Consider the following 23,224-nt stretch of genomic DNA (forward strand, 5'->3'; position numbering starts at 1 on the left):
TCAGCCCCGCATCAAGGCTTCGATCTCGTCGGCCTTGACTGGCACACCGCGCGTCAGCAGCTCGCAGCCGGTTTCGGTCACGATGGCGTCGTCTTCGATGCGGATGCCGATGTTGTGAAACTGCTCGGGCACGCCAGGCGCGGGGCGCACATACAGGCCCGGCTCGATGGTCAGCACCATGCCCGGCTGCAGGATGCGGCTGGGACGGTCCTTGATGGTCTCGCCGCTCAGCGGGTCCTTGCGCTCGCTGACCTGGCCCACCTGAGAGGGCTCGACATAACTGCCGCAATCGTGCACATCCATGCCCAACCAGTGGCCGGTGCGGTGCATGTAGAACTGGAAATAGCTGCGGTTGGCGATCACGTCCTGCGCGTTGCCCACCGTGTTCTTGTCAAGCAGGCCCACATCGAGCAAGCCTTGCGCCAGCACGGCCACCGTGGCCTCGTGCGGGTCGACAAAACGGGCACCGGCTTTGGTGGCCGCGACGGCGGCGTCTTGCGAAGCCAGCACCAAGTCGTACAAAGCGCGTTGCGGGCCGGTGAATTTGCCATTGGCCGGGAAGGTGCGGGTGATGTCGCTGGCATAACCATCGAGCTCGCAACCGGCGTCGATCAACACGAGGTCGCCGTCACGGATCAAGGCGGTGTCGGCACGGTAATGCAGGATGCAGGCATTGGCCCCGCCCGCCACGATGGAGCCATAAGCCGGGAATTGAGAGCCGTGCTGGCGGAACTCGTGCAGCAACTCGGCGTCCAGATGGTATTCGCGCACCTCTTGCCCGGCGCGCAGCATGGCGGCGCTGCGCTGCATGGCGCGGATGTGGGCGCGGGCGCTGATCACAGAGGCTCGGCGCATGATGTCCTGTTCGTGAGCGTCTTTCACCAAGCGCATCTCGTCGAGCACGCTGCACAGGTCGCGCTGCTGCTCGGGACACAAGGCACCATAACGCACCCGCGAGCGCACCGACTGCAACCAACCGTTCACCTGAGTTTCCAGCCCGGTATGGATGGCAAACGGGTACCAGACGGTGCTGCGGTTTTCCAGCAACTTGGGCATGTGCGCGGCCATCTCGCCGATGGGCAAAGCCCGGTTCACGCCCAGCGCGGCGGGTGCTGCGTCTGGCCCTAAGCGGATGCCGTCCCAGATCTCGCGCTCCAGGTCTTTGGGCTGGCAAAACAAGGTGGCCTCACCATCGGCCGTGATCACCAGACTCGCATGGGGCTCGGTGAAGCCGGTCAGGTAATAAAAGTAGCTGTCGTGCCGGTACAGGTAATCGCTGTCGCGGTTGCGCTGCCGCTCGGGTGCGGTGGGGACGATGGCGATGCCGCCAGTGCCCAGTTGGGCGGCGACGCGCGCGCGACGTTCGGCATAAAGTGTGTGTGTTTCGGTCATCTGGATGGCAGTCGGACGAAGGTCTCCCATTATGTCCGCTCACCCCGGTCTGCCTTGTCCCGGTGGTGCCGCGACCAGCGGCTGGCATGGGTGATTCGACCTTTCACTTCTTCAGGTCACGCTGGCATTGAGTTGCGCCAACCTTTCGGGTGTGCCCACATCCGCCCATGCACCTCGGTAGACCTCGCCCGAGACCTGCCCTTTGTCCATTGCGGCTCGCAACAACGGTGCCAGCGGGGCTGCGATGCCTTGGGGGTTGCCAGTCTCAATGCCAGTGTTCGTTGCACTGAAAAAGGCCTGTTTGTAAAGGGCAATGGTGCTGAAGGTGAAGCGGCGGCCCGCATCGTCTCGGGGCAAATTCAGCGCCATGCCCGTGTCAGACAAGCCAAAATCCCCACCCGGGTTGTGTGCCGGATTGGGCACCAGCCACAGATGCGCAGTGTTTTCGCTGGCCGCAAAGCGTTGCACGGCTTCTGGTGTGAAGACAAAGTCGGGCGCAAACACATCCCCCGCCACCACCCAGAACACATCTTCCAAACGCGGCATGGCCCGCACAATGCCGCCGGCTGTTTCCAGTGCATGGCCAAAGTCCTGGCCCTCGTGTGAATACATCAGGCGCACACCCGGCGTGTCGGGCCACACCGGGTGTGTCCCGAAATGTGCGGCAATCTGTTCCCCGAGCCAGGCCGTGTTGATCAATTGGCGCGTGAAACCGGCACGTGCCAAGGCCTGCATGGGCCACTGCATGAGCGCTTGACCTCGCACGTTGAGCAAAGGCTTGGGGGTGTGGTCGGTCAGAGGGCGCATGCGCTCACCGCGACCAGCGGCCAGCACCATGGCTTGTGCCAGCACAGGCATCGTGCGCTGCGCCTCGGTGAAAGTAGGGGGGGCAAAAGGTAGGTCCATGCCCGAATGTTGCCATGCCTTGGATAGGGCGGTGCTGCGAACAATCTCGGCTAAAGTCAAAGGGTAGAACGCACCATCAACACCCAGGCACTGGGGTGTGACAGGCACGCGCCCAACAGGAGACGACAAACATGACAAGACCCTCACAGACGGTCATCACCGCCGCCCAGAACGCGTCGCTGCGTCTGGCAGACCGCCAAACACCTTTTGTGATGAACGACTGGTATGTGGCTGCTTTTGGCGAGGAAATCCAGAACCAGCTTTTGGCACGCACCCTGCTGGGTCGGCGCCTGGTTTTTTACCGCACGACCGAGGGCCGTGTCGTGGCCCTGGAAGACCGCTGCCCACACCGCTCCATGCCCCTGTCGGCGGGTATGCTGGAGCATGACACCATCGTCTGCGGCTACCATGGCTTTCGTTTCAACACCGAAGGCGATTGCATCGAGGTCCCTTCGCAGGCCAACTGTCCGAAAAACGTGGGCATCAAGACCTACCGCACCCATGAGCGCGGTCCCGTGGTCTGGATCTGGATGGGAGATGCCGAGCAGGCCGACCTGTCCAAGCTGCCGGCGCAGGACTGGATGGAAGAGGCCGATTGGGCGTGCTCTCAGGGTTACCTGAGCCTGAAGGCCAATTACGTGCGGCTGCATGAAAACTTGCTGGACCTGACCCATTTGAGTTATTTGCATGCCAAAAGCTTTGGCACGCCCGATTACGCCAAAGCCGCCTTCGAGACCGAGATCAGTGATGGCCAGTTTGCCCTTTTGCGCAACGTGGTGCCCACCACGCTGCCACCGGTCTGGGGCATCCCGACAGGCCTGACCGGTCAGGGCCAGGCGGCGCGCATTGTTCGCTCCGAATTCCGCAGCCTGGGGCTGCACGAGGTGTCGGTGACGTTTTACGATTGTCATTTGCCCGAAGGCGGGCGTCCGCAGTTTCGCATCCGCACCGCGCACATGCCAACCCCCGAGACGGCCACCACCACGCATTATTTTTTGGTGCACGGGCGCGATTTTGCGCAGGACGATCCGGCCACCACCCGCTTCATGCACGACCAGCTGTTCGTGGCTTTTCAGGAAGATGTCGATGGCCTGGCGCTGCAGGAGCAGGTGCTGGCCAACACCCCGGCCGAGGACCTTTACGAGTTTTCGGTAGCCGCCGATGCGCCTGCGGTGGCCATGCGCCGCTACGTGTTGGACCGGCAGCAAAAGGAAGCGAAAGCCTGAACCCCGGCTTTCTCCCAACAGCGGGGGAGCTACGCCAGCGTTGACTGCCCGCCCGCAACTGGGTGCAGGGCCTTTTGCCTGAGGCCATGCATGCCATGAAGCGTCGGTGATCAGGCCGCAACGCGAGCGGCCCGGACAGGCGGCCGGACCGACAGCCGCTAAAATACCGGGTTTTCCAGAATACTTCCCGGAGCTGCCCACATGGCAAACCAGCAACAAATGGCCAACGCCATCCGCGCCCTCGCAATGGACGCTGTTCAACAAGCCAACTCCGGTCACCCCGGCGCGCCCATGGGCATGGCTGACATGGCCGTCGCGCTGTGGGGCGATCACCTGCAACACAACCCCACCAATCCGCACTGGGCCAACCGCGACCGCTTTGTGCTGTCCAACGGCCACGGCTCGATGCTGATTTATTCGGTGCTGCACCTGACCGGCTACAAACTCCCGATCGAAGAGATCAAAAACTTCCGCACCCTGCACAGCAAAACCGCTGGCCACCCCGAAGTGGGCGTGACCCCCGGTGTGGAAACCACCACCGGCCCCCTGGGTCAGGGCATCACCAACGCCGTGGGCATGGCGCTGGCCGAGAAAATGCTGGCCGCCGAGTTCAACCAAGAAGGCCACAAGATCGTCAACCACCACACGTATGTGTTCTTGGGTGACGGCTGCCTGATGGAAGGCATCAGCCACGAAGCCGTGGCCCTGGCCGGTGCCTGGAAGCTCAACAAGCTGATCGCCCTGTACGACGACAACGGCATCTCGATTGACGGCCAAGTCGCCCCTTGGTTCATCGATAACACGCCCCAGCGCTTTGCCGCTTGCGGCTGGAACGTGATCGATGCCGTGGACGGCCACGACGCCGCTGCCGTGTCGGCCGCCATTGCCAGCGCCAAACACAGTGCCGACAAGCCTACTTTGATCGTCTGCAAAACCGCCATCGGCAAGGGCTCGCCCAACCGTGCAGGCACTTCCAAAGCCCACGGCGAACCTTTGGGCGCTGAAGAAATCAAACTCACCCGCGAAGCCCTCGGCTGGACGGCCGAGCCCTTCAAGATCCCCAAAGAGGTCTACGCAGACTGGGACGCCAAGGCCGCTGGCAAAGCCCGCGAAGCCGAGTGGAACACCGCCTTTGCCGCTTACAAAGCCGCCTTCCCCGCACACGCCAAAGAGTTTGTGCGCCGCATGAAGGGCGACTTGCCCAAGAACTTCAACCAAGTGGCGTTTGACGCCGTGGTGGCTGCCCACACCAAAGGCGAGACCGTGGCCAGCCGCAAGGCCAGCCAGCTGGCGCTCGAAGCCTTCACCGCCGCCCTGCCCGAAATGCTGGGCGGCTCAGCCGACCTGACCGGCTCCAACCTGACCAACACCAAGAGCACCCCCGCCTTCCGCGTGGACTTGGCCGGTGACGTGGTCAAGACGGCAGACGGCTCGGCTACCGAAGGGGCCTCCAAGATCGGCCGCCACATCAACTACGGCGTGCGCGAATTCGGCATGGCCGCCATCATGAACGGCGTCGCTCTGCACGGTGGCTACATCCCTTACGGCGGCACCTTCCTCACTTTCTCTGACTACTCACGCAACGCCATCCGTATGGCCGCGCTGATGAAGCAGCGCGTGGTGCACGTGTTCACCCACGACTCCATCGGTCTGGGCGAAGACGGCCCGACCCACCAGTCGATCGAGCACGCCGCCAGCCTGCGCCTGATCCCTGGCTTGGACGTGTGGCGTCCCGCCGACACGGCCGAAACCACCGTGGCCTGGGCCGTGGCGCTGCAAAACGCGAACCGTCCTTCGGCACTGCTGCTCAGCCGCCAAAACCTGGCCTACTCACCCAAGAGCGATCTGGGCGACATCAGCCGCGGCGCTTATGTATTGTCCGAGCCTGAAAACGTCGGCATCAAGAAGACCCACGGCGTGATCATCGCCACCGGCTCTGAAGTGCAACTGGCCCTGGCCGCGCAAAAGCTGCTGGCCGAACGCAAGATCGGTGTGCGCGTGGTCTCCATGCCCAGTACCAATGTGTTTGACCGCCAAGACGTCGAATACAAACAAAGCGTGTTGCCCGAAGGCCTGCCCCGCGTGGCGGTCGAAATGGGCTCCACCGACGGCTGGTGGAAATACGGCTGCGCTGCCGTGGTCGGTATCGACACGTATGGCGAATCGGCTCCCGCGCCTGTGCTGTTCAAACACTTCGGCTTCACCGCCGAAAACGTGGCCGACACGGTCCACGCTGCGCTGCTCAAGGCCTGACCTGCGCCCCGACCACAGCACCCTTCGGGGTTCTGCGGGGCTTGTCAGCCACTGACCGGCTGGACCCGCTTCAGCACTGCAGGGTGCTGAAGCCTTGTCCGGGAATCAGGCCCAAGCAAGGGTTTTGTTTTCAAATCCGGTTACGTAACGGTTTCGTAACTTTCTCCTGAGGCTCTCACCATGACCATCAAGCTGGGTATCAACGGATTCGGCCGCATCGGCCGTCTGGCTTTGCGCGCCGCGCTCAAGCACGGCTACGACGACATCCAGATCGTCGGCATCAACGACCCCAAGCCCGCCGACTACCTGGCCTACATGCTCAAGTACGACAGCGTGCACGGCCGCTTTGATGGCACGGTGGACTTCACCGACGATGCCCTGATCGTCAACGGCAAGAAGATCAAACTCTCGCACGAGCGCGACGCGCACAACCTGCGCTGGGGCGAGATGGGCGTGCACACCGTGCTCGAATGCACGGGCCACTACCTGACAGAACCCACCAGCCAAATGCACTTGGCCGCTGGTGCCAAAAAAGTCGTGATTTCGGCACCCTCCAAAGACAGCATCCCCATGTTCGTCTATGGCGTGAACCACAAAAAATACGCAGGCGAAGCCATCGTGTCGAATGCGTCATGCACCACCAACTGCCTGGCCCCCGTGGTCAAGGTGCTCAACGACAAATGGGGCATCAAGCGCGGCCTGATGACCACGGTGCACGCAGCCACCGCCAGCCAAATGACCGTGGACAGCTCCTCGCGCAAAGACTGGCGCGGTGGCCGGGGCATTCTGGAGAACATCATCCCCAGCAGCACGGGCGCGGCCAAGGCCGTGGGCGTGGTCATCCCCGAGATCAAGGGCAAGATCACCGGCATGGCCTTCCGCGTGCCCACCTCCGACGTGTCGGTCATTGACCTCACGGTGGAGTTGAACAGCGACGCCAGCTACGCCGAAATTTGCGCAGAAATGAAGGCGCAAAGCGAAGGCGCGCTCAAAGGCGTGCTGGGCTACACCGACGAAAAAGTCGTCTCCACCGACTTCCGTGGCGAGCCCTGCGCCAGCGTGTTCGACGCAACAGCAGGCATAGCCTTGGACAAGAGCTTCGTCAAGATCGTCGCTTGGTACGACAACGAATGGGGCTACGCCAAGCAGTGTCTGGAGATGGTGCGCGTGGTGGCTAAGAAGAAGTGAGCTTGATCGCCCAAATGAAAAAAGCGCCTTCGGGCGCTTTTTTCATGGCAATGGTTCTCTGTTGGATCGGTACCCCGCCGCGATCAGGCCTAAGGAAACCTTGGCGATGTTTGCCGCTATGTGCGGTAACGACAGAGATGTGGGTTGCGTAGGGGTATCGGCAGGCGGGGTGAAACTGTCGTGAGAGGGTGTACAGAGTTTTGTGTAAACGGGGCGGTGATCAGTCCTTGGGCATCCTGCCTTCGAACTGAATGGTAAACCGGGTTAATGCGGCCTTCCAATCTCTCAGGGGCATCGTCCACTTCTTGCTGATGTTGTTCAGCGCCAGGTAGAACAATTTCAGCAAGGCCTCATCGCTGGGGAACGAACCCCGGCTCTTGGTCACCTTGCGCAGGCTCATGTTCACCGACTCGATGGCGTTGGTCGTGTAGATGATCCGCCGAATCTCCGGCGGATATTCAAAGAACGGCACGATCCGCTCCCAGTTGCTGCGCCACGATTTCACAATGGTCGGGTAGTCTTGGCCCCACTGGTCCTCGAACGCCTGCAGCCGCAGTAGGGCTTCATCGGCAGTCGCGGCGCTGTAGATGGTTTTCAGGTCCGCCGCCACCACCTTGCGCATCTTCCAGCTCACGTAGTTCAAGCTGTGGCGAACCATGTGCACCACGCACAGCTGTACCGCCGTTTGCGGGTACACCGCCTCTATCGCCTCAGGAAAGCCCTTCAAGCCATCCACGCAGGCGATGAAGTGTCGGCCACGCCCCGATTTTTGAGCTCCGTGACCACCTGCAGCCAGAACTTGGCCCCTTCGGTCTGGGCGATCCACAGGCCGTCCTGGCTTGAGGTCTGGCGGCATCTTATCGCCAGGCCTATTCCGGACGAATCCGGCAAGCGGTCAAAGACACACAAGCAACACCGTCAGGATGCCAGCGAACGCAGCGCCACCAGCGCTACACCCTGCAAAAAGGCGCTCAGACCAGTTGGGCCACTGCACGCGCAATTCGCTTGCACCCTTCATCCAGTATGTCGATCGACGTGGCAATCGACATCCGGAAATAAGGCGCAAGTCCATACGCTGTGCCAGCCACCACCGCAACGCCTTCGCTTTCCAGCAAGTACATGACAACGTCGGTGTCCTCTTTCAGCACTTTTCCGTCAGGGGTCTTGCTACCCAACAGACCGGAACAATTGACATACAGATAGAACGCCCCTTCGGGCAAGCGGCAGCTGATGCCATCAATGGCGTTGAGCGCTTGGACAGTGTGGTCACGCCGCTGCTTGTAGACGGCCACGCTTTCTGTGACAAAACTCTGATCACCATTGAATGCCGCAGCGCAAGCCGCTTGGCTGATGGCGCAGCAACTGCCCGTGGATTGAGACAACAAGGTGTCCAGTGCTTTGATGTATTCACGTCGACCTGCGATGTAGCCAATGCGCCAACCGGTCATCGCGTACGTTTTGGACACCCCATTGATCACCAGCGTGCGGTCACGCAGCTGTGGGGCCGCTTGCAGCAAGTGCGGGGTGCGCTGGCCATCGAAGCGGATGTGTTCATAAATGTCATCGGTCATGACCATCACGTCAGGATGGCGGTCCAGCACTTGTGCCAAAGCCTGGTATTCATCCATCGTGTAACTAGCCCCAGTGGGGTTGCTGGGTGAGTTGATCAAAAGCCAGCGCGTGCGGGGGGTGATGCTGGCTTCAAGTTGTTCCGGGGTCAGTTTGAAACCGTTGGCCTCGGGACACACCACCGTCACAGGCGTTCCATCGCAGGCCAGCACCATGTCTGGGTAAGAGACCCAATAGGGCGCAGGAATGATCACTTCATCACCCGCCTCGATGGTGATGGCAAAGGCACTGAAGATGGCGCTTTTGGCACCGCTGGTCACGATGATTTCGTCCATCTCGTAATGCAGGCCGTTCTCACGCTGGAGCTTGGCCACGATCGCCTGGCGCACTTCGACCGTACCCGCCATCAGCGTGTAGCGCGTTTGCCCCTTGTTCATGGCCTCAACAGCGGCCTCACGGATATGGGCCGGCGTGTCGAAGTCGGGCTCACCCACCACCAGATTGACAATGGATTTTCCCTGCCGACGCAATTCGCTGGCACGGTCAGCGGCAAATGTGCTGGGAGACGGTTTGATGCGCCGAAGCCTGGCTGCAAGTTGAGGCGTACTCATGTGGTGAACTCCTTTGATGGCCGTAAAGGTATGGCGACACGGCCCGAAATGCCAAGACGGCTTTCCTCTGCCTTAATAGGTAACGCTTATGGATAGATAATGGCCGCCATGACGATCAATCTCAGGCGGCTCAAATACTTTGTAAAAATCGTGGATGTCGGCAGCCTGACCCAGGCCGCCGACCTGCTGCACATTGCCCAGCCAGCGATCAGCCAACAGCTGGCCACCCTGGAAGCCGAGGTGCACCAACAACTGTTGCTGCGAACCAAAAGAGGGGTCACACCGACGGAAGCGGGCAAGGTACTGTATCGGCATGCACAACTGATCTTGCGGCAATGTGACCAGGCCGTGGTCGACATGCAAACGGCCAGCAGCGGGATATCGGGTTCTGTGTGCATTGGCCTGGCACCCGGCACCATGGCCGCCACCCTGGCTTTGCCATTGCTTCGCATTCTGCGGGCCAGGCACCCGGGCATCGTGCCCTATTTGAATGAAAACTACGGCACCACTTTGTCCGAACTGGTCATGAGTGGCCGCATGGACCTGGCCGTGCTGTACGGCGGACGAGATGCCATTCATGGACTGCAATTCCTGCCTTTGTTGCGCGAATCGCTGTATTTGGTCGGGCCACCATCGATGCAGGCACCTGCCGAAATCATCACGGTGCGGGAGCTTGCCGAATTTGACCTGTATTTGCCACGCAGCTACAACTACCTGCGCCGACTGGTGGATGAGGCATTTGCCAGCCTGGGGCTGAAACCCCGTGTGGTCGCGGAAATTGAGTCGGCCAAGACTTTGTCGGCCCTGATCAGCGATGGCTTGGGGGCCGCGGTGGTGCCCACCTCGCTGGCGCGGGAACTGGTGGTGGACTGCAATGCCTGGCAAGCACGCATCATCGAGCCTGAAATTGAAGCACGTCTGGCCTTGTGCCAATCGGATCACCTGCCTTTGTCCGAACCGGCCAAAGTCGTCAAGGACATCTTGCTGGAGGTCATTGCCGACATTCCGGGCAGCTTTCTCAGCCCCGCATCACGCGCCCAGCCCATCGGAGGGCAGCCGCCGATCTGAGCGCCGAGCCGGAAATTTCGACTGAATGTCCAGCGCTTCCATAAGCGAACCTTATCTGGAAATACACATTTGGTCTTTGCCGGGCACCCCGTCCTTGCTTACGCTCTGTGAACTGTCGGCTCACCCGAACTATTTTTCACAAGGATTGCCATGACTGAACTTGGAGCCCGGCGCATGCCCTCTTGGCCACAGGCCGAGAAAACACAGATCGACCAATTGCGCGAATTGGCGGTTGCCCTTTTGTCGGACAACATGCACCGTGGCACGGGCAGCCTGGGCATCTCGCCTTATCACAAGCCCTCCAAATGGACCATGGCCGGCACCGCCGTGACGGTGCGCACCCGTGGGGGTGACAACCTGCTGACGCTGCGAGCCCTCGATTATTGCCGTCCGGGCGACGTGCTGGTGATTGATGCTGGCGGCGATGTGAGCAACGCCATTGTCGGCGGCATCATCACGGCCGGCGCGGCCATGCTGGGTTTGGCGGGCATGGTGCTTGACGGTGCCATCCGTGATGTGGCCGAAATCCGTGAGCGCGAGTTTCCGGTCTATGCCCGAGGTGTCAGCCACCGTGGACCCTACAAAAATGGCCCCGGCGAAATCAACGTGCCCGTGTGCATCGGCGGCATGGTGGTGCAGCCTGGCGACATCATCGTGGGCGACCAGGATGGTCTGCTGGCTTTTCCTGCGTCCGAAGCGGCCACGCTGATTCAGCAAGCCTTGGTCCAACAAGGCAAGGAACAGCAGCAAATGGATGAGATCAACCAGGGCCGCTGGGACCGTTCATTCATTGCGGCGCTTGAGGCGCGTGCCGTCAACTGAAGACCGCATGAGCCAGATCGAACAGATGACCTTGCCCATGCAGAGCACCCCGATGCCCCTGTGCCGGAACTAGGATCGCCATGGATTTACACCACATGAAAATGGCCATCGACACGATGGCCGCATCGGACCTAAGCGAGATGGAACTCAGCCACGAAGGCTGGACCCTGCGGCTTGTCAGGCACGCCGCCACGGCGTCTGTACCCGCGAGCGTTAAAACACTGACGTCGCCTCGACAACAGGCAGCGCCCACTGCATCGGTCTGCGAAATCCAGGCCCCCGTGTTTGGCATCGTGCACCTGCAAGCTTCCCCCGGTCAACCGCCTTTTGTTCAGGTGGGTGAGCACGTTCAGGTGGGGCAAACGGTTTGCACCATCGAAGCCATGAAGGTTTTCAACGAGGTGGCCTGTGAGCATGCGGGCCGGGTTGTGGCGGTTCACGTGGTCACAGGCACCGAGGTGGAGGCCGGCCAGGTGCTGGTGGTGGTGGAACAAGGCCCCCATGTTTGACACGGTTCTGATCGCCAATCGCGGGGAAATTGCGTTGCGCATCTTGCGCGCATGCCGCACACTCGGTCTGCGCACGGTGCTGGTGTATTCAGAGGCTGACAGGCATGCGCCCTACCTCCCGCTGGCCGATCAGGCCCTGTGCATCGGACCAGCAGCGCCCCGTCAGAGTTACCTGAAACAGTCTGCCATTTTGGCGGCGGCCACAGTCAGCGGCGCACAGGCCATTCACCCTGGCTATGGCTTCTTGTCGGAAAACGCCGAGTTTGTGACCCAAGTGGAGCAAGCCGGACTGCGCTTCATTGGCCCCAGCGCAGCGTGCATTCGCCTGATGGGCGACAAAGTATCTGCCAAGCATGCCATGCGCGCCGCAGGGGTACCCTGCGTGCCCGGCCCGGACACTTCACTGCCCGACGATCCCCAGCAGGTGCTGGCCATCGCCAACGACATCGGTTACCCGGTCATTGTGAAAGCGGCCGGCGGCGGTGGTGGACGCGGCATGCGCGTGGTGCACGAACGGGCGCAATTGTTGTCCGCCTTGTCGGTGACGCGTGAAGAGGCAGCCCGAGCCTTCGGCAATCCGGAGGTCTACATCGAGAAGTTTTTACTGCATCCTCGCCATGTCGAAATCCAGATCCTGGCAGATCAGCACGGCCATGCCGTCTGGCTGGGATCGCGGGACTGCTCCTTGCAGCGGCGGCACCAGAAAGTCATCGAAGAAGCCCCGGCCCCGCACATTTCGCCTGCACTGTTGGCGCAGTTGAGCGAGCGCTGCGTGCAGGCTTGCCTGAGCATCGGGTACAGCGGCGTCGGCACCTTCGAGTTCCTGTACGAAGAAGGTGCTTTCTATTTCATTGAGATGAACACCCGTCTGCAGGTGGAACACCCGGTCACCGAATTGACCACCGGCATCGACATCGTCGAGCAGCAAATCCGGATGGCCAGAGGCGAGCCGCTGACGATCCGGCAAACCGATGTCCAATGCCATGGGCATGCATTGGAATGCCGCATCAATGCAGAAGACCCCAAAAGCTTCCTGCCTTCGCCTGGCGAGATCACGGCGTGGCGTCTGCCCGGCGGTTGGGGCGTGCGCGTGGATACACATGCACAAAAAGGCTACCGTGTGCCCCCTTACTACGATGCCATGGTGGGCAAACTCATCGTGCATGGCGTTGACCGTGAAGACGCGCTGCGGCGGATGCGTGCGGCACTCGATGAAATGCAGGTCGGCGGCATCTCGACCAATCTGCCTTTGCACCGCGAGCTGATGGTGGACGCGGGCTTTGCCGAAGGCGGGGTGGACATCCATTACCTGGAACGCTGGCTCAAGGAAAGTGCGCTTGCATGACGGACGCAAAACCCATCTTCAGTTTGCTCGGCACGACAGCCGCACTGTTCGAGGCACCAGGTCCTGCGATGGATCTGACACGGCAACAGCGCATTTGGGCACTGGCCAAAGAGACACAAACCTGGCCAGAGGTCAGGGAGGCCGTGCCGGGCATGAACAACCTGATGCTGGCGTTCTCCACACCACCACGCGACATTGCCGCACTGCGTGAGCGTCTGGCCTCGGCGTGGGCCACAGCGTCGCCCATGGTGCTGGACGGGCGCGTCATCGAGCTGCCCGTCGTCTACGGGGGCGAAGGTGGACCCCACATGAGCGACGTGGTGGCGCACACGGGCCTGAGTGTGGATGACATCGTGGCCCTGCACAGCGCACCTGTCTACCCCGTTTATGCCCTGGGCAGTCACCCCGGCTACTGCTACCTGGGCGGCATGGATGAGCGCATTGCCACCCCGCGCCGCCAGGTGCCTGTGTTGCGCATTCCCGGTGGGTCGGTCTCGATCGGCGGTTTCCAGACAGGCGTATCGGCTTCGGCAGGCCCCAGTGGCTGGAACACCATCGGTTCGACCAGCATGTCCTTTTTCGATCCCGAACTGGCCATGCCTGCGTTGCTGCAGCCGGGTGACAGCATCCGTTTTCGCGTTGAGAAGGTGATCCGATGATCGAGGTACTGAGCACCGGTGCACTCAACACCGTGCAGGATCTGGGCCGCGACGGTTGCCTGCGCTGGGGTGTAGGCACTGCGGGCCCCATGGATGGCCTGGCTTTGGCGGCGGGCAATCTCTTGCTGGGCAATGACACGAACTGTGCTGCGGTTGAAGTCCAGGTTTTTCCGTTCAAGGTCCGCTTTCTGGCCAACTGCGATTTCGCGCTGACAGGCGCAGACTGCGATGCGCGACTGGATGACACGCCCTTGATGCCCTGGGCCACTCATGGCGCTTGTGCAGGCCAGATCCTGACACTGAATTTGCCGCGCCTGGGGGCTTTGCGCCGAAGCCGTGCTTATCTGTGCTTGCCGGGCGGCGTGGATGTGCCCATCGTCCTGAATTCGCGCAGCACCCAACTGCGTGGTGCATTTGGCGGTGTCGATGGACGGGCGCTGCGCACCGGGGATACCTTGCAAGCGACAACGCCCACATGCGTTGAGGGCCGCACCTTGGGACTGGTCCCTCCCGAGGTGGCCATGCCGCTGCACCTGGATGGTTGCCCTGCCGTGCGGGTCTTGCCCGCTGCCGAATACGCGCAATACACCGCTGCGTCACAAGCTGCCTTTTGGGCTGGCGAATGGAAAATCACCCCCCAAAGTGACCGTTATGGTTTCCGTCTGGCGGGTGAGCCATTGCAAGCCATTGCGCCATTGGAAATGCGCTCGCATGGCATCGTGCCCGGCGTGATACAGGTTCCACCCGACGGACAACCCATTGTTCAAATGCGCGACGCACAACCCACAGGCGGTTATCCCAAAATGGGCACGGTGATCGAAGCCGACCTCTGGCGGCTCGGTCAGATGCCCATTGGCAGCCGCATCCGCTTCATGCAAACCAACTGGGAAGAGGCTTTGGCAGCGCTGCAGCAGACACAGGCATGGCTGGCCGACATCGAGCGCCAGATTCGACTGCACCATGACACCCGGAGTGCCGCATGAATGCGCCCATGACCGACATCGCCCGCCAGCTGGAGGCGTGGTTGCGTGCGACCCCAATCCACACGCTGGAATTGCGTGGCCCCGGAACCTTCATCCACTTGACGCAAGCCACGGGCCACCACCCCAACCAGGAGCCCATGACGGGGGCAGGCACTGTCGCTCGACCGGAAGACGCGACCTCCACCATCGTGCGCGCAGGCTCGGTGGGTGTGGTCATGCATGCCCATCCGCTCAGGGACGATCCACTGGTTCAAATCGGACAGCGGGTACTTGCAGGACAAACGGTGGCCTTGTTGAAAGTCGGCGCTGTGCTGCTGCCCGTGCCCGCCCCACACGATGGCGTGGTGCTTCAGGTGCTGGTGGGCGATGGGGCTATCGTCGGGTACGGCGACAGTCTTGTGGTGATCGAAAAAGAGGGCACCCATGCAAATTGACCTGAATGCCGATGTGGGCGAGGGCCTGGGGCCCTGGAAGATGGGCGAAGACGAGGCGCTGTTCGAGGTCATTTCCTCAGCCAACATCGCTTGCGGATTTCATGCGGGTGACCCGCTGATCATGGCGCAGACCTTGCGCATGGCGAAAGCAAAAGGCATTGATGTCGGTGCCCATGTGGGCTTTCCGGACCGTCAGGGGTTTGGTCGGCGCGTGATGCAGATCGACACCGTTGAATTGGCGGCCATGGTGGTCTATCAGCTGGGGGCCTTGAGCGGTCTGGCGCAAGCCGCAGGCTGCCGGATGACGCACATGAGCTTTCATGGTGCACTGGGCAACATGGCGGCCGCAGACCCGGCGTTGGCCGATCCCTTGCTTGAGGCCGTTGCCCGTTTCGACCCCCAGCTGACCATCAGCTCATCTTCCAGCCGGGCCATCGAAGACGCCGCTGCACAGCACGGACTGGTGGTGGCCACCTCGTTTCTGGCAGACCGCGCTTATGACGATCAAGGCCTGCTGGTCCCACGCAAGTTGCCCAATTCGGTCATCAAGGACCAGCAAGCCGTTCTAGAGCGGGTCCGACAATTGTTGACCACAGGTACGGTGACCACATACAGCGGCACCGTGGTGCCGGCCAAAGCGCGTTCCATTCTGGTGCATGGCGACACGCCTGGGGCCGTGTCGCTGGCGCGAACCATTCGCAACGAGATCGAGGCCCGTGGGGGCCGCATCGTGCCCATTTCGGTGCAGCGGAACACAGGGTTTAACCGGTCATAAGACGGGCTTATATCAACACAGCCATTCCATCTTGGCGTTGCGCTCCACTCCCCTATAAATTCACAGTCAAACAAGGACAAGAGATGCCTTTTTCCGATTACAAAACAGCGCTGGTCACAGGTGCATCCTCCGGCATCGGGGCTGCCGTGGTGCGCCGCTTGCGCCGCGAAGGCTTGGAAGTGCATGCACTGGCCCGCTCCAAAGACAGCTTGCAGGCCTTGGCCGCAGAAACCGGGTGCATCGCACACGCGCTCGATGTCACCGACCTCGAAGCTGTGACACGCCTCACGCAGCAAGTGCCCTTCGACATTCTGGTGAACAACGCCGGCGTAGACCGTCCACGCTCTTTTCTCAAGTCACAAGCCGATGACATTGATTTGCTGGTCGACGTGAATCTCCGCGCGGTTTTGCACCTGTGCCGGCTGGTGGTGCCGGGCATGCACGCGCGTGACCGGGGCCATGTGGTCAACATCAGCTCCATTGCCGGTGCCTACAACTTCAATGGCAACAGCACTTACCACGCCACCAAAGCCGCCGTGAGCATGCTGTCACGCCAGCTGCGCATCGATGCTTTTGGCAAACGGGTCCGGGTGACCGAGATTTGCCCTGGCCGCGTCGCCACCGATATTTTTTCGCATGTGCATGGCGATTCACCCGAGATCCGCGAACGCTTCATCGATGGCTTTGAACTGCCACAGGCCGAAGACATTGCCGAAGCGATTGCTTTTGCCATCGCTGCCCCAGTGGCCGTGAACATCGGCCACATGGAGATCACCCCCACCCTGCAAGTGCCGGGTGGCTTGTCAACGGCCCGGCCCATGACTACGCCGGCCTGACACTGAAGACCGCCCCATGAAAGACTTCAACGTGATGGCCTTGCTGCTGAACCCCGAGTTCAGCAGCATGCTCTTGTCCGGTTTGAAAGTCACCCTGTTCGTGGCGTTGGGCTCCTGGTTGCTGGCCATGAGCCTGGCCATCGTTTTGCTGGCAGTGCGTTTAAGCCCCAGCCGCATGGCACAAAGGATCGTCGAAGCCTATATTTCGTACCACCGGAATATTCCGACCCTCGTTCAGATGATGCTTTGGTATTTCGGGATCGCCAATTTCCTGCCGGACGCCGTACAAGCCTGGTTGGCCGAAAACCAGGCCGAAGCGGTTTTTGCGGTCATTGCTTTGGGGCTGTGTCAGGCCGCTTATTTTTGCGAAGACCTTCGTTCGGGCTTTCGTGCCATTCCGATGGGGCAAACCGAAGCCGCACGCGCCCTGGGACACAGCTACACCGGTGCCATGCGGCATGTTCTGATGCCGCAGGCTGTGCGCAATGCCGTCCCTGCCCTGGTCAACCACAGCGTTTCCTTGTTCAAGAACAGCAGTCTGGCTATGGCGATTGGTGCCGCCGAACTCACGCATGCCGTCAAGGAAATGGAAAGCCGCACCTTCCGGGCTTTTGAGGCTTATTTGATCGCGACCGTGATTTTTCTGATCATTTCCTTGCTGATCATGGCGGTCGGCAGTTGGATCGAGCGGCGCACGGCCTTGACGACGGCGAGATGATCATGAACGATCTGATCTCCATCCTCAGAGACAACTGGCTACTGCTGCTGGTCGGGCAGTACCCCAGCGGTCCTTTGGGTGGACTGGCATGCACCCTGATGCTGTCCGTGCTGGGCATCACGCTCGCTTTCCCTTTGAGTGTGCTGATCGCACTGGCCCGGATTTCCCGCTACGCATTCCTGCGCTGGCCTGCATCGGCATTGGTCTATGGCGCACGTGGCATCCCTTTGTTGTTGATCATTTTGTGGGTCTATTTTCTGGTGCCCATGCTGATCGGTCGAAACATCTCCGGCTTCACCACCATGGTGGTGACACTGGTGATCTACGAGGCGGCGTTCCTGGCAGAAATCGTTCGCGCCGGAATTGAAGCATTGCCAAAGGGCCAGATGGAAGCCGCCCGCGCATTGGGGCACAGCTACCTGGGTGCCATGTTCTACGTCATCCTGCCCCAAGCGCTTTACAACATGCTGCCCAGCATGCTGAGCCAGTTTGTGTCCACCATCAAGGAAACAACCCTGGGCTACGTGATCAACGTCCATGAACTCACCTTCGCAGCCAGCCAGGTGAACAACCAGTTACTCATCAAACCTTTTCACGTCTTCTTCATCCTGGCCGTGATCTATTTTGTGGTGTGCTGGAGCTTGACCCAAGCGGCTGAATGGCTTGAACGCCGGATCGCGACCAAGCGCCTGGGCACAAACACCCAGCGCGCCAAAACTTCTTCGAGCGGATTGCCGGTCGATTCACAGCCCGCAAGGCCTCTCACATGATTTCATTTTCTCAAGTCAACAAGTGGTACGGTGATTACCACGCATTGGTGAACATCACGGCCGAAGTCAAGCAAGGGGAAGTGGTTGTCGTGTGTGGCCCCTCCGGTTCAGGTAAATCCACCTTGATACGCACCGTCAACCGGCTTGAAGAAATCCAATCGGGCGAGCTGAACTTCAACGGCCAACAAGTCCACAGCCCCATGAGCAGCCAGCAACTGAACAAGTTGCGCAGCCAGGTGGGTTTTGTTTTCCAGAGCTTCAACCTGTTTCCACACATGTCGGTGGTTGAAAACATCACGTTTTCGCCCATGCGGGTGGCGGGCCTGTCCAAGAGCGCGGCCCACGACAAGGCCATGGCCTTGCTCGAAAGAGTGGGTCTGGCCCAAAAAGCCCAAGCCTATCCGGCACAGCTTTCGGGTGGCCAGCAGCAACGTGTGGCCATTGCCAGGGCGCTGGCCATGGAACCACCGGCCATGCTGTTCGATGAACCCACAAGCGCCCTTGACCCCGAGATGGTGGGCGAGGTGCTGGCAGTCATGCGCAGCCTGGCCCATGATGGCATGACCATGATGTGTGTGACCCACGAGATGGGTTTTGCCAGAGAAGTTGCTGACCGCGTCTGGTTCATGGACGATGGTTCCATCCTGGAAAAAGCTGAACCTGAAGCCTTTTTCAAAAATCCGCAACACCCACGCGCACAACGCTTCCTGTCGGATCTGCGTGCACATTGATTTCGTTTCTCAACCCCTGGAGCTCACCATGCAAGTTCGTCACTCGATTCGATTTACCGCCGCTCTGATGACACTGGCGTCTGTTTCGGCGTCTGCATTCGCCGACCAATGGTCAGACATGCAGCAACGCAAGGAGCTGCGCTGCGCCACCTTTGCAGACGTTCCCCCATTTGCAGCACCTGACCCCAAAACACGCGAAATGGTGGGCTTTGATGTCGACATGTGCAACGCTTTGGCCAAGCATCTGGGACTGAAAGCCTCGGTTACACCCGTTTCCGTTGAAGCGCGTGTGCCTGAAGTCAAGACAGGTCGGGTGGACGTCACCGTGGCCAATCTGGCCTACACCTTGGGTCGTGCCGAACAAATTCAGTTCAGCCATCCCTACTACCTGGCCAAGGAAATGCTGGCTGTTAAAGCATCTGACGCTGGCACCAAAAAGGCCGACTTCAAAGGCAAGCGCATCGCCTCGACAAAAGGCTCCACATCCGAGTTGTCCATCAAACTCAACGGCTCCGAACCTGTGACCTTCCAGGACACGGGTTCCGTCTACATGGCTGTTCAGCAAAACAAAGCACTGGGCATGGTGGCCAACACCATGACCATCACCAAACTGGTGGCCCAATCCAAAACGGGTGGTGCTGTGGAAATGAAGATGATCCAGGAACCCATGGCTTTTCAACCTATCGGTGTCGGTATGAAAAAAGACGAACCCCAATTGCTCGCGAAGGTGAACGACGCTTTGCTGGCGTTGGACAAATCGGGGGAGATCAACCGCATCTGGGACAAATGGCTTGGCCCGAATACAGAGTTCAAAATGACGCGCGACGAAAAAGTGGTGCCCTTGTCCGAGCTGAAGTTTGATCCGCTGCCGTAATCAAGGTCGAAAGGCTTCGCTTCCAGAAACCTGTCAGTCAAAGCCAATGGGCGTGGAACCCGTATCGGAAACATGTGAAAGAATGCTTCTTTTTTTCATGGTGTGCCCGGCATGGGCCCACACCTGCAGGTGCAAGTCCCGCTGCGAGCTGGTCACGGTGAGCTTGAAGGAAGCACAACGGCTGACACGGCCGAGCAGGAAAGGCTGCGTGGAGCGTAAACAAGTGGGCCGGCTAACAATAGCCGTATAGAAGGCATTGCCAAGCAGGGCGAGTGGGTATGAAACCACAAAGCACTTGTGACCAAGGCGAGGCGGCGTAGATGGGGCGTTTGTACGATGAAGGTGTGCGTTCTTGCCTGGAGATCTCGTCCTTGTGCCTGAACGGGTGATGGACGTGATCTCATCCGCGACGAAGCCGTACGTGTGTTGCATGAGCCCTCAGATACAGGGGTGGAGAGGTTCAGAGATGGGCACTGGTGGCTCACTGAGGACCGGACCATCAACCTCAAACGCTCGAACGAGCCGCCAGGTGCGGACCCACATGCCGGGTGCTGTGGCAGGCGTACCTCCTACCGCAGGCCCGTGCCGATAGCCGTAACTTCGAATGTGGGAACTTCAAATCGTCATGCAGTTTTTCAGCCAATGTGCGTCTCACGCCCTGGCGCCTCCACAAACGCCAACACCGCCTCCAGCATGCGCCGCAAATGCGGCTGCACCCTGGCAGCCACATCGGGCCAATACTCAAAAGGCCAGCTTTCCTGCATGTAGCTGCATTGCGTCATTTCCAGCTGCACCGCGTGCACGCCTTGCGCCGGGTTGCCGTATTGGCGCGTGATGTGCCCGCCTTTGAAGCGGCCGTTGAGCACGGCGGTGTAGCCCGGTGCTGACTGGCCAATGGCCAGCAGCTGCTCGGCCAATGCCGGGCTACAGCTGGCACCGTTGGCGGTGCCCAGGTTCAGGTCGGTCAAGCGGCCTTCAAAAAATCGCGGCAACACCGAGCGGATCGAGTGCGCGTCCCACAAGGCGGCCACGCCGTGCTGGGCCTTGATGCGGGCCAGCTCTTGCGCCAGTTGCGCGTGGTAAGGCTGCCAGATGGCTTCGCGGCGCTCGGCTATCTCGACCTCGCCCGGTACATCGGCCGGGTCGCGGTACAGCGGCTGGTCGTCGAACAAGTCCACCGGGCACAGGCCCGTCACGCTTTGTCCGGGGTACAGGCTCGCGCCGTCTGGCGGGCGGTTCAAATCAATCACATAGCGCGAATGCGTGGCCACCAGCACAGAGGCGCCCAGTTCATCGGCAAAGTCGTACAGGCGCTCCAGATGCCAGTCGGTGTCGGGCACGCGCTGCGCTTCGTCGGTGAGGCTTGCGGCCAACGCAGGCGGCACATGCGTGCCCACATGCGGCATGGAAATCAGCAACGGGCGTGTGCCTTGACGAAAACGAAAAGGGGGTAGCGCAGTCTTAAAAGGCATGGGTATCAGATCCAGACGTTGTCAAAAGGCGTAGCCGGGCGTGAACCGGTCGGCCAAGCGCAGCAGGGCATGCGCCATTTCACCGAAAATCAGACCAGGCTGTGAAAGCTGAGCCGACCGTGACCGCTGCAGCAGACGGGCCTTCAGCGTGCCGGGGTCTTGCGCAACAGCACGATGTTGCGGTAACCCAGCCGGATCAGGCCCTGTTCCTGAAAGTGCCGCAGTTGCTGGTTGACGCGTTGGCGTGAAGCCGATGCCGCCTGGGCCAGGTCAGACTGGCTCACGCGCAGCATCACGCCATCGGGCACGGCCACGCTGTTGAACTTGGCAATGCGCTCCAGCGTGGCCCATACGCGTTGCTGCAGGCTGTGCATGCCCTGGTCGGCCAGGGTGTCAAACAGCTGGTTGATGCGCAGGCCCAAAATCCGCAGCAAATCCACGGCCACGGCCGGGTCGTGGCTGATCAGGTCGATCAGCCGGGCGCGCTCGATGTGCAGCACCTGGGTGGGGCCGACCGCCACCAGGTCGGCGGGGTAGGTGGTTTCGGCAAACACCGAACTCAAGCCGGAGATTTCGCCGGGCAGCATCCAGCGCAGCAATTGCTCTTCGCCTTCGGGAGTGGTCACGCTCACGCGCAGACGGCCTTTGACCAGCAGCAAGGCCGTCGATGTGGCTTGCCCCCGACTGAGCACCACTTGACCTTCTGTCCAGTGGCGCAACACGCCCACGCTGTGCAAGGCTTTGGCCGATTGGGCCGTCAACGCCGAGTTCTCCGCCCACACCTTGGTGAACACATCGGCATCCAGCGATTTGTACGCCGGGTCACGCGCAGTGGCATGCAAGGGTTTGGTGGAGCGTGCGGGTGGCATGGGTATGGTGTCTTGCGTGCAGTTGTGCGATGTTTTTGAGTGCTTTCCCCTAAATTGTCACATCAGAAACAATTTACCGCCGCCTTGCCCCATCAAATACTCACTCGCCGAGCTTGAAGGTGATCAAGCCAAAGACCACACAACGGAGACGACATGAAATTTTTGACCCCTGCATTTCTGCGCACTAGCCTTGGTGCCATCGCTCTGACCCTGGGTTCCACCGCCATGGCGCAGACAGAAACCTTGCGCATTCAGGACTACCCGGGCCTGGGCAACATCCTTACCCGTGTGGCCGCTGCCAACGGTTACTGCGAGAAAAACGGCCTCAAGTGCGAGCTCAAGACCATCCCCGCAGGCCCCTTGGGCATCCAGACCCTGATGGCGGGCGACATTGACGTCGCCTTCGGCCCGGCTGAAGTGGTCATCCAGGCCGCCAACAAAGGCGCAGACATCAAGATCATCGGCAATGCGGCCCGCGACAACATCTTCTTTTTGATGGCCGGTGCACACACCGAGACGCCCAATGCCACCAAAGGCTACCCCGCCGTGATGGCCGATTTGAAGGGCAAGAAGATCGGCGTCACCTCGCGAGGCTCCGGTGCCGAGTTCCAGTTGCTCGACATGCTCAAAGGTGCTGGCATGACCGGCAGCGACGTGACCATTGTGCCCGTGGGCGCGCCCAACACCGCCTTGCCCGCCATTGCCAACAAGCAAATCGACGCCGTGATGCTGTTTGCCCCCATGGACGGTTTTTGCGCCGCCATGAAGGTGTGCCGCGTGATCGTGGACCCCCGCAAGGGCGAAGGTCCCAAGGAAATCACGCAGCTCAACGGCGCGTCTGGCCCGATGACGGTGCGCGGCGATTTTGCGCAAAAGAAGGGTGCCACGCTGGACGCCTTTGCCAAGGCCATGCGCGAGTCTGAAGCCTTCATCCAGAACCCCGCCAACTTTGCGGCCGTGCTTAAGGTGATCAACGACACCTTCAAGATCGACGGCCCTGCCGGTGCGGCGGCGGTCGAGGCTTCCTTGCGCAACTCGATCAACAGCTCGCGTTTTGCGCTGGACGCCAAATCCTTGCAGCACGCGGCCGACTACCTGCACAACACCAAGCAGATCGACAAGAACTTTGACACCAGCAAGATCTTGCAATTGCGCTGAACCGCTGCACGAGCCGACTTGACACCTTCACATGGACCGACTGTTTGCATGAGCGG

Annotated in this window: 22 protein-coding genes and 1 pseudogene; 17 read left to right on the forward strand and 6 right to left on the reverse strand. The window is 60.6% G+C overall.

Annotation, left to right across the window (positions count from 1 at the left end; genetic code table 11):
• Entirely contained in the window at positions 1–1,392 is a 1,392-nt protein-coding gene (locus B9Z47_RS02215) for an aminopeptidase P N-terminal domain-containing protein (RefSeq protein ID WP_108329600.1), read from the reverse strand.
• Between the two features lie 111 nt (positions 1,393–1,503).
• Positions 1,504–2,229: a nucleotidyltransferase family protein gene (locus tag B9Z47_RS02220; protein ID WP_108330038.1), complete on the reverse strand. Its 726-nt coding sequence runs from the start codon at positions 2,227–2,229 to the stop codon at positions 1,504–1,506.
• Positions 2,230–2,429: 200 nt separating this feature from the next.
• Between B9Z47_RS02220 and B9Z47_RS02225 the strand changes: the two genes are divergently transcribed.
• The 3 genes from B9Z47_RS02225 to gap all read left to right on the forward strand — a co-directional run bounded on the left by B9Z47_RS02225 (position 2,430) and on the right by gap (position 6,965).
• A complete protein-coding gene (locus B9Z47_RS02225; protein ID WP_108329601.1) occupies positions 2,430–3,524 on the forward strand; it encodes an aromatic ring-hydroxylating dioxygenase subunit alpha in 1,095 nt (364 codons plus the stop codon).
• Between the two features lie 201 nt (positions 3,525–3,725).
• Complete coding sequence (gene tkt / locus B9Z47_RS02230) at positions 3,726–5,777, forward strand: transketolase (RefSeq protein WP_108329602.1); 2,052 nt, start codon at positions 3,726–3,728, stop codon at positions 5,775–5,777.
• Between the two features lie 180 nt (positions 5,778–5,957).
• Complete coding sequence (gene gap / locus B9Z47_RS02235) at positions 5,958–6,965, forward strand: type I glyceraldehyde-3-phosphate dehydrogenase (protein ID WP_108329603.1); 1,008 nt, start codon at positions 5,958–5,960, stop codon at positions 6,963–6,965.
• A 220-nt stretch (positions 6,966–7,185) separates the two neighbouring features.
• Here the strand turns inward: gap and B9Z47_RS02240 are convergent.
• Positions 7,186–7,796 (reverse strand): annotated as a pseudogene (locus B9Z47_RS02240) (IS256 family transposase); the annotation flags it as partial.
• A gap of 140 nt (positions 7,797–7,936) precedes the next feature.
• Complete coding sequence (locus tag B9Z47_RS02245) at positions 7,937–9,145, reverse strand: aspartate transaminase (RefSeq protein WP_108329604.1); 1,209 nt, start codon at positions 9,143–9,145, stop codon at positions 7,937–7,939.
• A gap of 114 nt (positions 9,146–9,259) precedes the next feature.
• Between B9Z47_RS02245 and nac the strand changes: the two genes are divergently transcribed.
• The 13 genes from nac (at position 9,260) to B9Z47_RS02310 (ending at position 19,669) form a co-directional block, all read left to right on the forward strand.
• Positions 9,260–10,213, forward strand: a complete 954-nt coding sequence (gene nac, locus B9Z47_RS02250; RefSeq protein ID WP_199226253.1) for a nitrogen assimilation transcriptional regulator NAC — start codon at positions 9,260–9,262, stop codon at positions 10,211–10,213.
• A 150-nt stretch (positions 10,214–10,363) separates the two neighbouring features.
• A complete protein-coding gene (locus B9Z47_RS02255; protein ID WP_108329605.1) occupies positions 10,364–11,035 on the forward strand; it encodes an RraA family protein in 672 nt (223 codons plus the stop codon).
• Between the two features lie 80 nt (positions 11,036–11,115).
• A complete protein-coding gene (locus B9Z47_RS02260; protein WP_108329606.1) occupies positions 11,116–11,544 on the forward strand; it encodes a biotin/lipoyl-containing protein in 429 nt (142 codons plus the stop codon).
• Positions 11,537–12,889, forward strand: coding sequence for an acetyl-CoA carboxylase biotin carboxylase subunit (gene accC, locus B9Z47_RS02265; RefSeq protein ID WP_108329607.1), 1,353 nt, complete (start codon positions 11,537–11,539; stop codon positions 12,887–12,889). The genes B9Z47_RS02260 and accC overlap by 8 nt, the downstream gene beginning before the upstream one ends.
• Positions 12,886–13,548 (forward strand): 5-oxoprolinase subunit PxpB, encoded by a 663-nt coding sequence (pxpB, locus tag B9Z47_RS02270; protein ID WP_108329608.1) that lies wholly within the window; start codon positions 12,886–12,888, stop codon positions 13,546–13,548. The genes accC and pxpB overlap by 4 nt, the downstream gene beginning before the upstream one ends.
• Positions 13,545–14,531, forward strand: coding sequence for a biotin-dependent carboxyltransferase family protein (locus B9Z47_RS02275; protein WP_108329609.1), 987 nt, complete (start codon positions 13,545–13,547; stop codon positions 14,529–14,531). The genes pxpB and B9Z47_RS02275 overlap by 4 nt, the downstream gene beginning before the upstream one ends.
• Complete coding sequence (locus tag B9Z47_RS02280; protein ID WP_108329610.1) at positions 14,528–14,965, forward strand: biotin/lipoyl-containing protein; 438 nt, start codon at positions 14,528–14,530, stop codon at positions 14,963–14,965. The genes B9Z47_RS02275 and B9Z47_RS02280 overlap by 4 nt, the downstream gene beginning before the upstream one ends.
• On the forward strand, positions 14,955–15,740 hold the full coding sequence (locus B9Z47_RS02285) for a LamB/YcsF family protein (RefSeq protein ID WP_108329611.1): 786 nt from the start codon (positions 14,955–14,957) through the stop codon (positions 15,738–15,740). The genes B9Z47_RS02280 and B9Z47_RS02285 overlap by 11 nt, the downstream gene beginning before the upstream one ends.
• 83 nt (positions 15,741–15,823) lie before the next feature.
• Positions 15,824–16,576, forward strand: coding sequence for an SDR family oxidoreductase (locus B9Z47_RS02290; protein WP_108329612.1), 753 nt, complete (start codon positions 15,824–15,826; stop codon positions 16,574–16,576).
• A gap of 16 nt (positions 16,577–16,592) precedes the next feature.
• A complete protein-coding gene (locus B9Z47_RS02295) occupies positions 16,593–17,294 on the forward strand; it encodes an amino acid ABC transporter permease (RefSeq protein ID WP_108329613.1) in 702 nt (233 codons plus the stop codon).
• 2 nt (positions 17,295–17,296) lie between these two features.
• On the forward strand, positions 17,297–18,064 hold the full coding sequence (locus B9Z47_RS02300; RefSeq protein WP_199226236.1) for an amino acid ABC transporter permease: 768 nt from the start codon (positions 17,297–17,299) through the stop codon (positions 18,062–18,064).
• The gene (locus B9Z47_RS02305; protein WP_108329614.1) at positions 18,061–18,795 is read left to right on the forward strand and encodes an amino acid ABC transporter ATP-binding protein; all 735 of its coding nucleotides are present in this window, start codon (positions 18,061–18,063) and stop codon (positions 18,793–18,795) included. Before B9Z47_RS02300 ends, B9Z47_RS02305 begins: the two co-directional genes overlap by 4 nt.
• A 28-nt stretch (positions 18,796–18,823) precedes the next feature.
• A complete protein-coding gene (locus B9Z47_RS02310) occupies positions 18,824–19,669 on the forward strand; it encodes an ABC transporter substrate-binding protein (protein WP_108329615.1) in 846 nt (281 codons plus the stop codon).
• Positions 19,670–20,304: 635 nt separating this feature from the next.
• Here the strand turns inward: B9Z47_RS02310 and hutG are convergent.
• Together hutG and B9Z47_RS02320 are read right to left on the reverse strand one after the other, a co-directional pair.
• Entirely contained in the window at positions 20,305–21,141 is an 837-nt protein-coding gene (gene hutG / locus B9Z47_RS02315; protein ID WP_108329616.1) for an N-formylglutamate deformylase, read from the reverse strand.
• A gap of 143 nt (positions 21,142–21,284) precedes the next feature.
• A complete protein-coding gene (locus tag B9Z47_RS02320; protein ID WP_108329617.1) occupies positions 21,285–22,010 on the reverse strand; it encodes a Crp/Fnr family transcriptional regulator in 726 nt (241 codons plus the stop codon).
• A gap of 153 nt (positions 22,011–22,163) precedes the next feature.
• Between B9Z47_RS02320 and B9Z47_RS02325 the strand changes: the two genes are divergently transcribed.
• Complete coding sequence (locus tag B9Z47_RS02325; RefSeq protein ID WP_108329618.1) at positions 22,164–23,168, forward strand: ABC transporter substrate-binding protein; 1,005 nt, start codon at positions 22,164–22,166, stop codon at positions 23,166–23,168.
• The last annotated feature ends 56 nt before the right edge of the window (positions 23,169–23,224 follow it).

The organism is Limnohabitans sp. 2KL-1, assembly GCF_003063435.1.
Taxonomy (GTDB): domain Bacteria; phylum Pseudomonadota; class Gammaproteobacteria; order Burkholderiales; family Burkholderiaceae_C; genus Limnohabitans_A.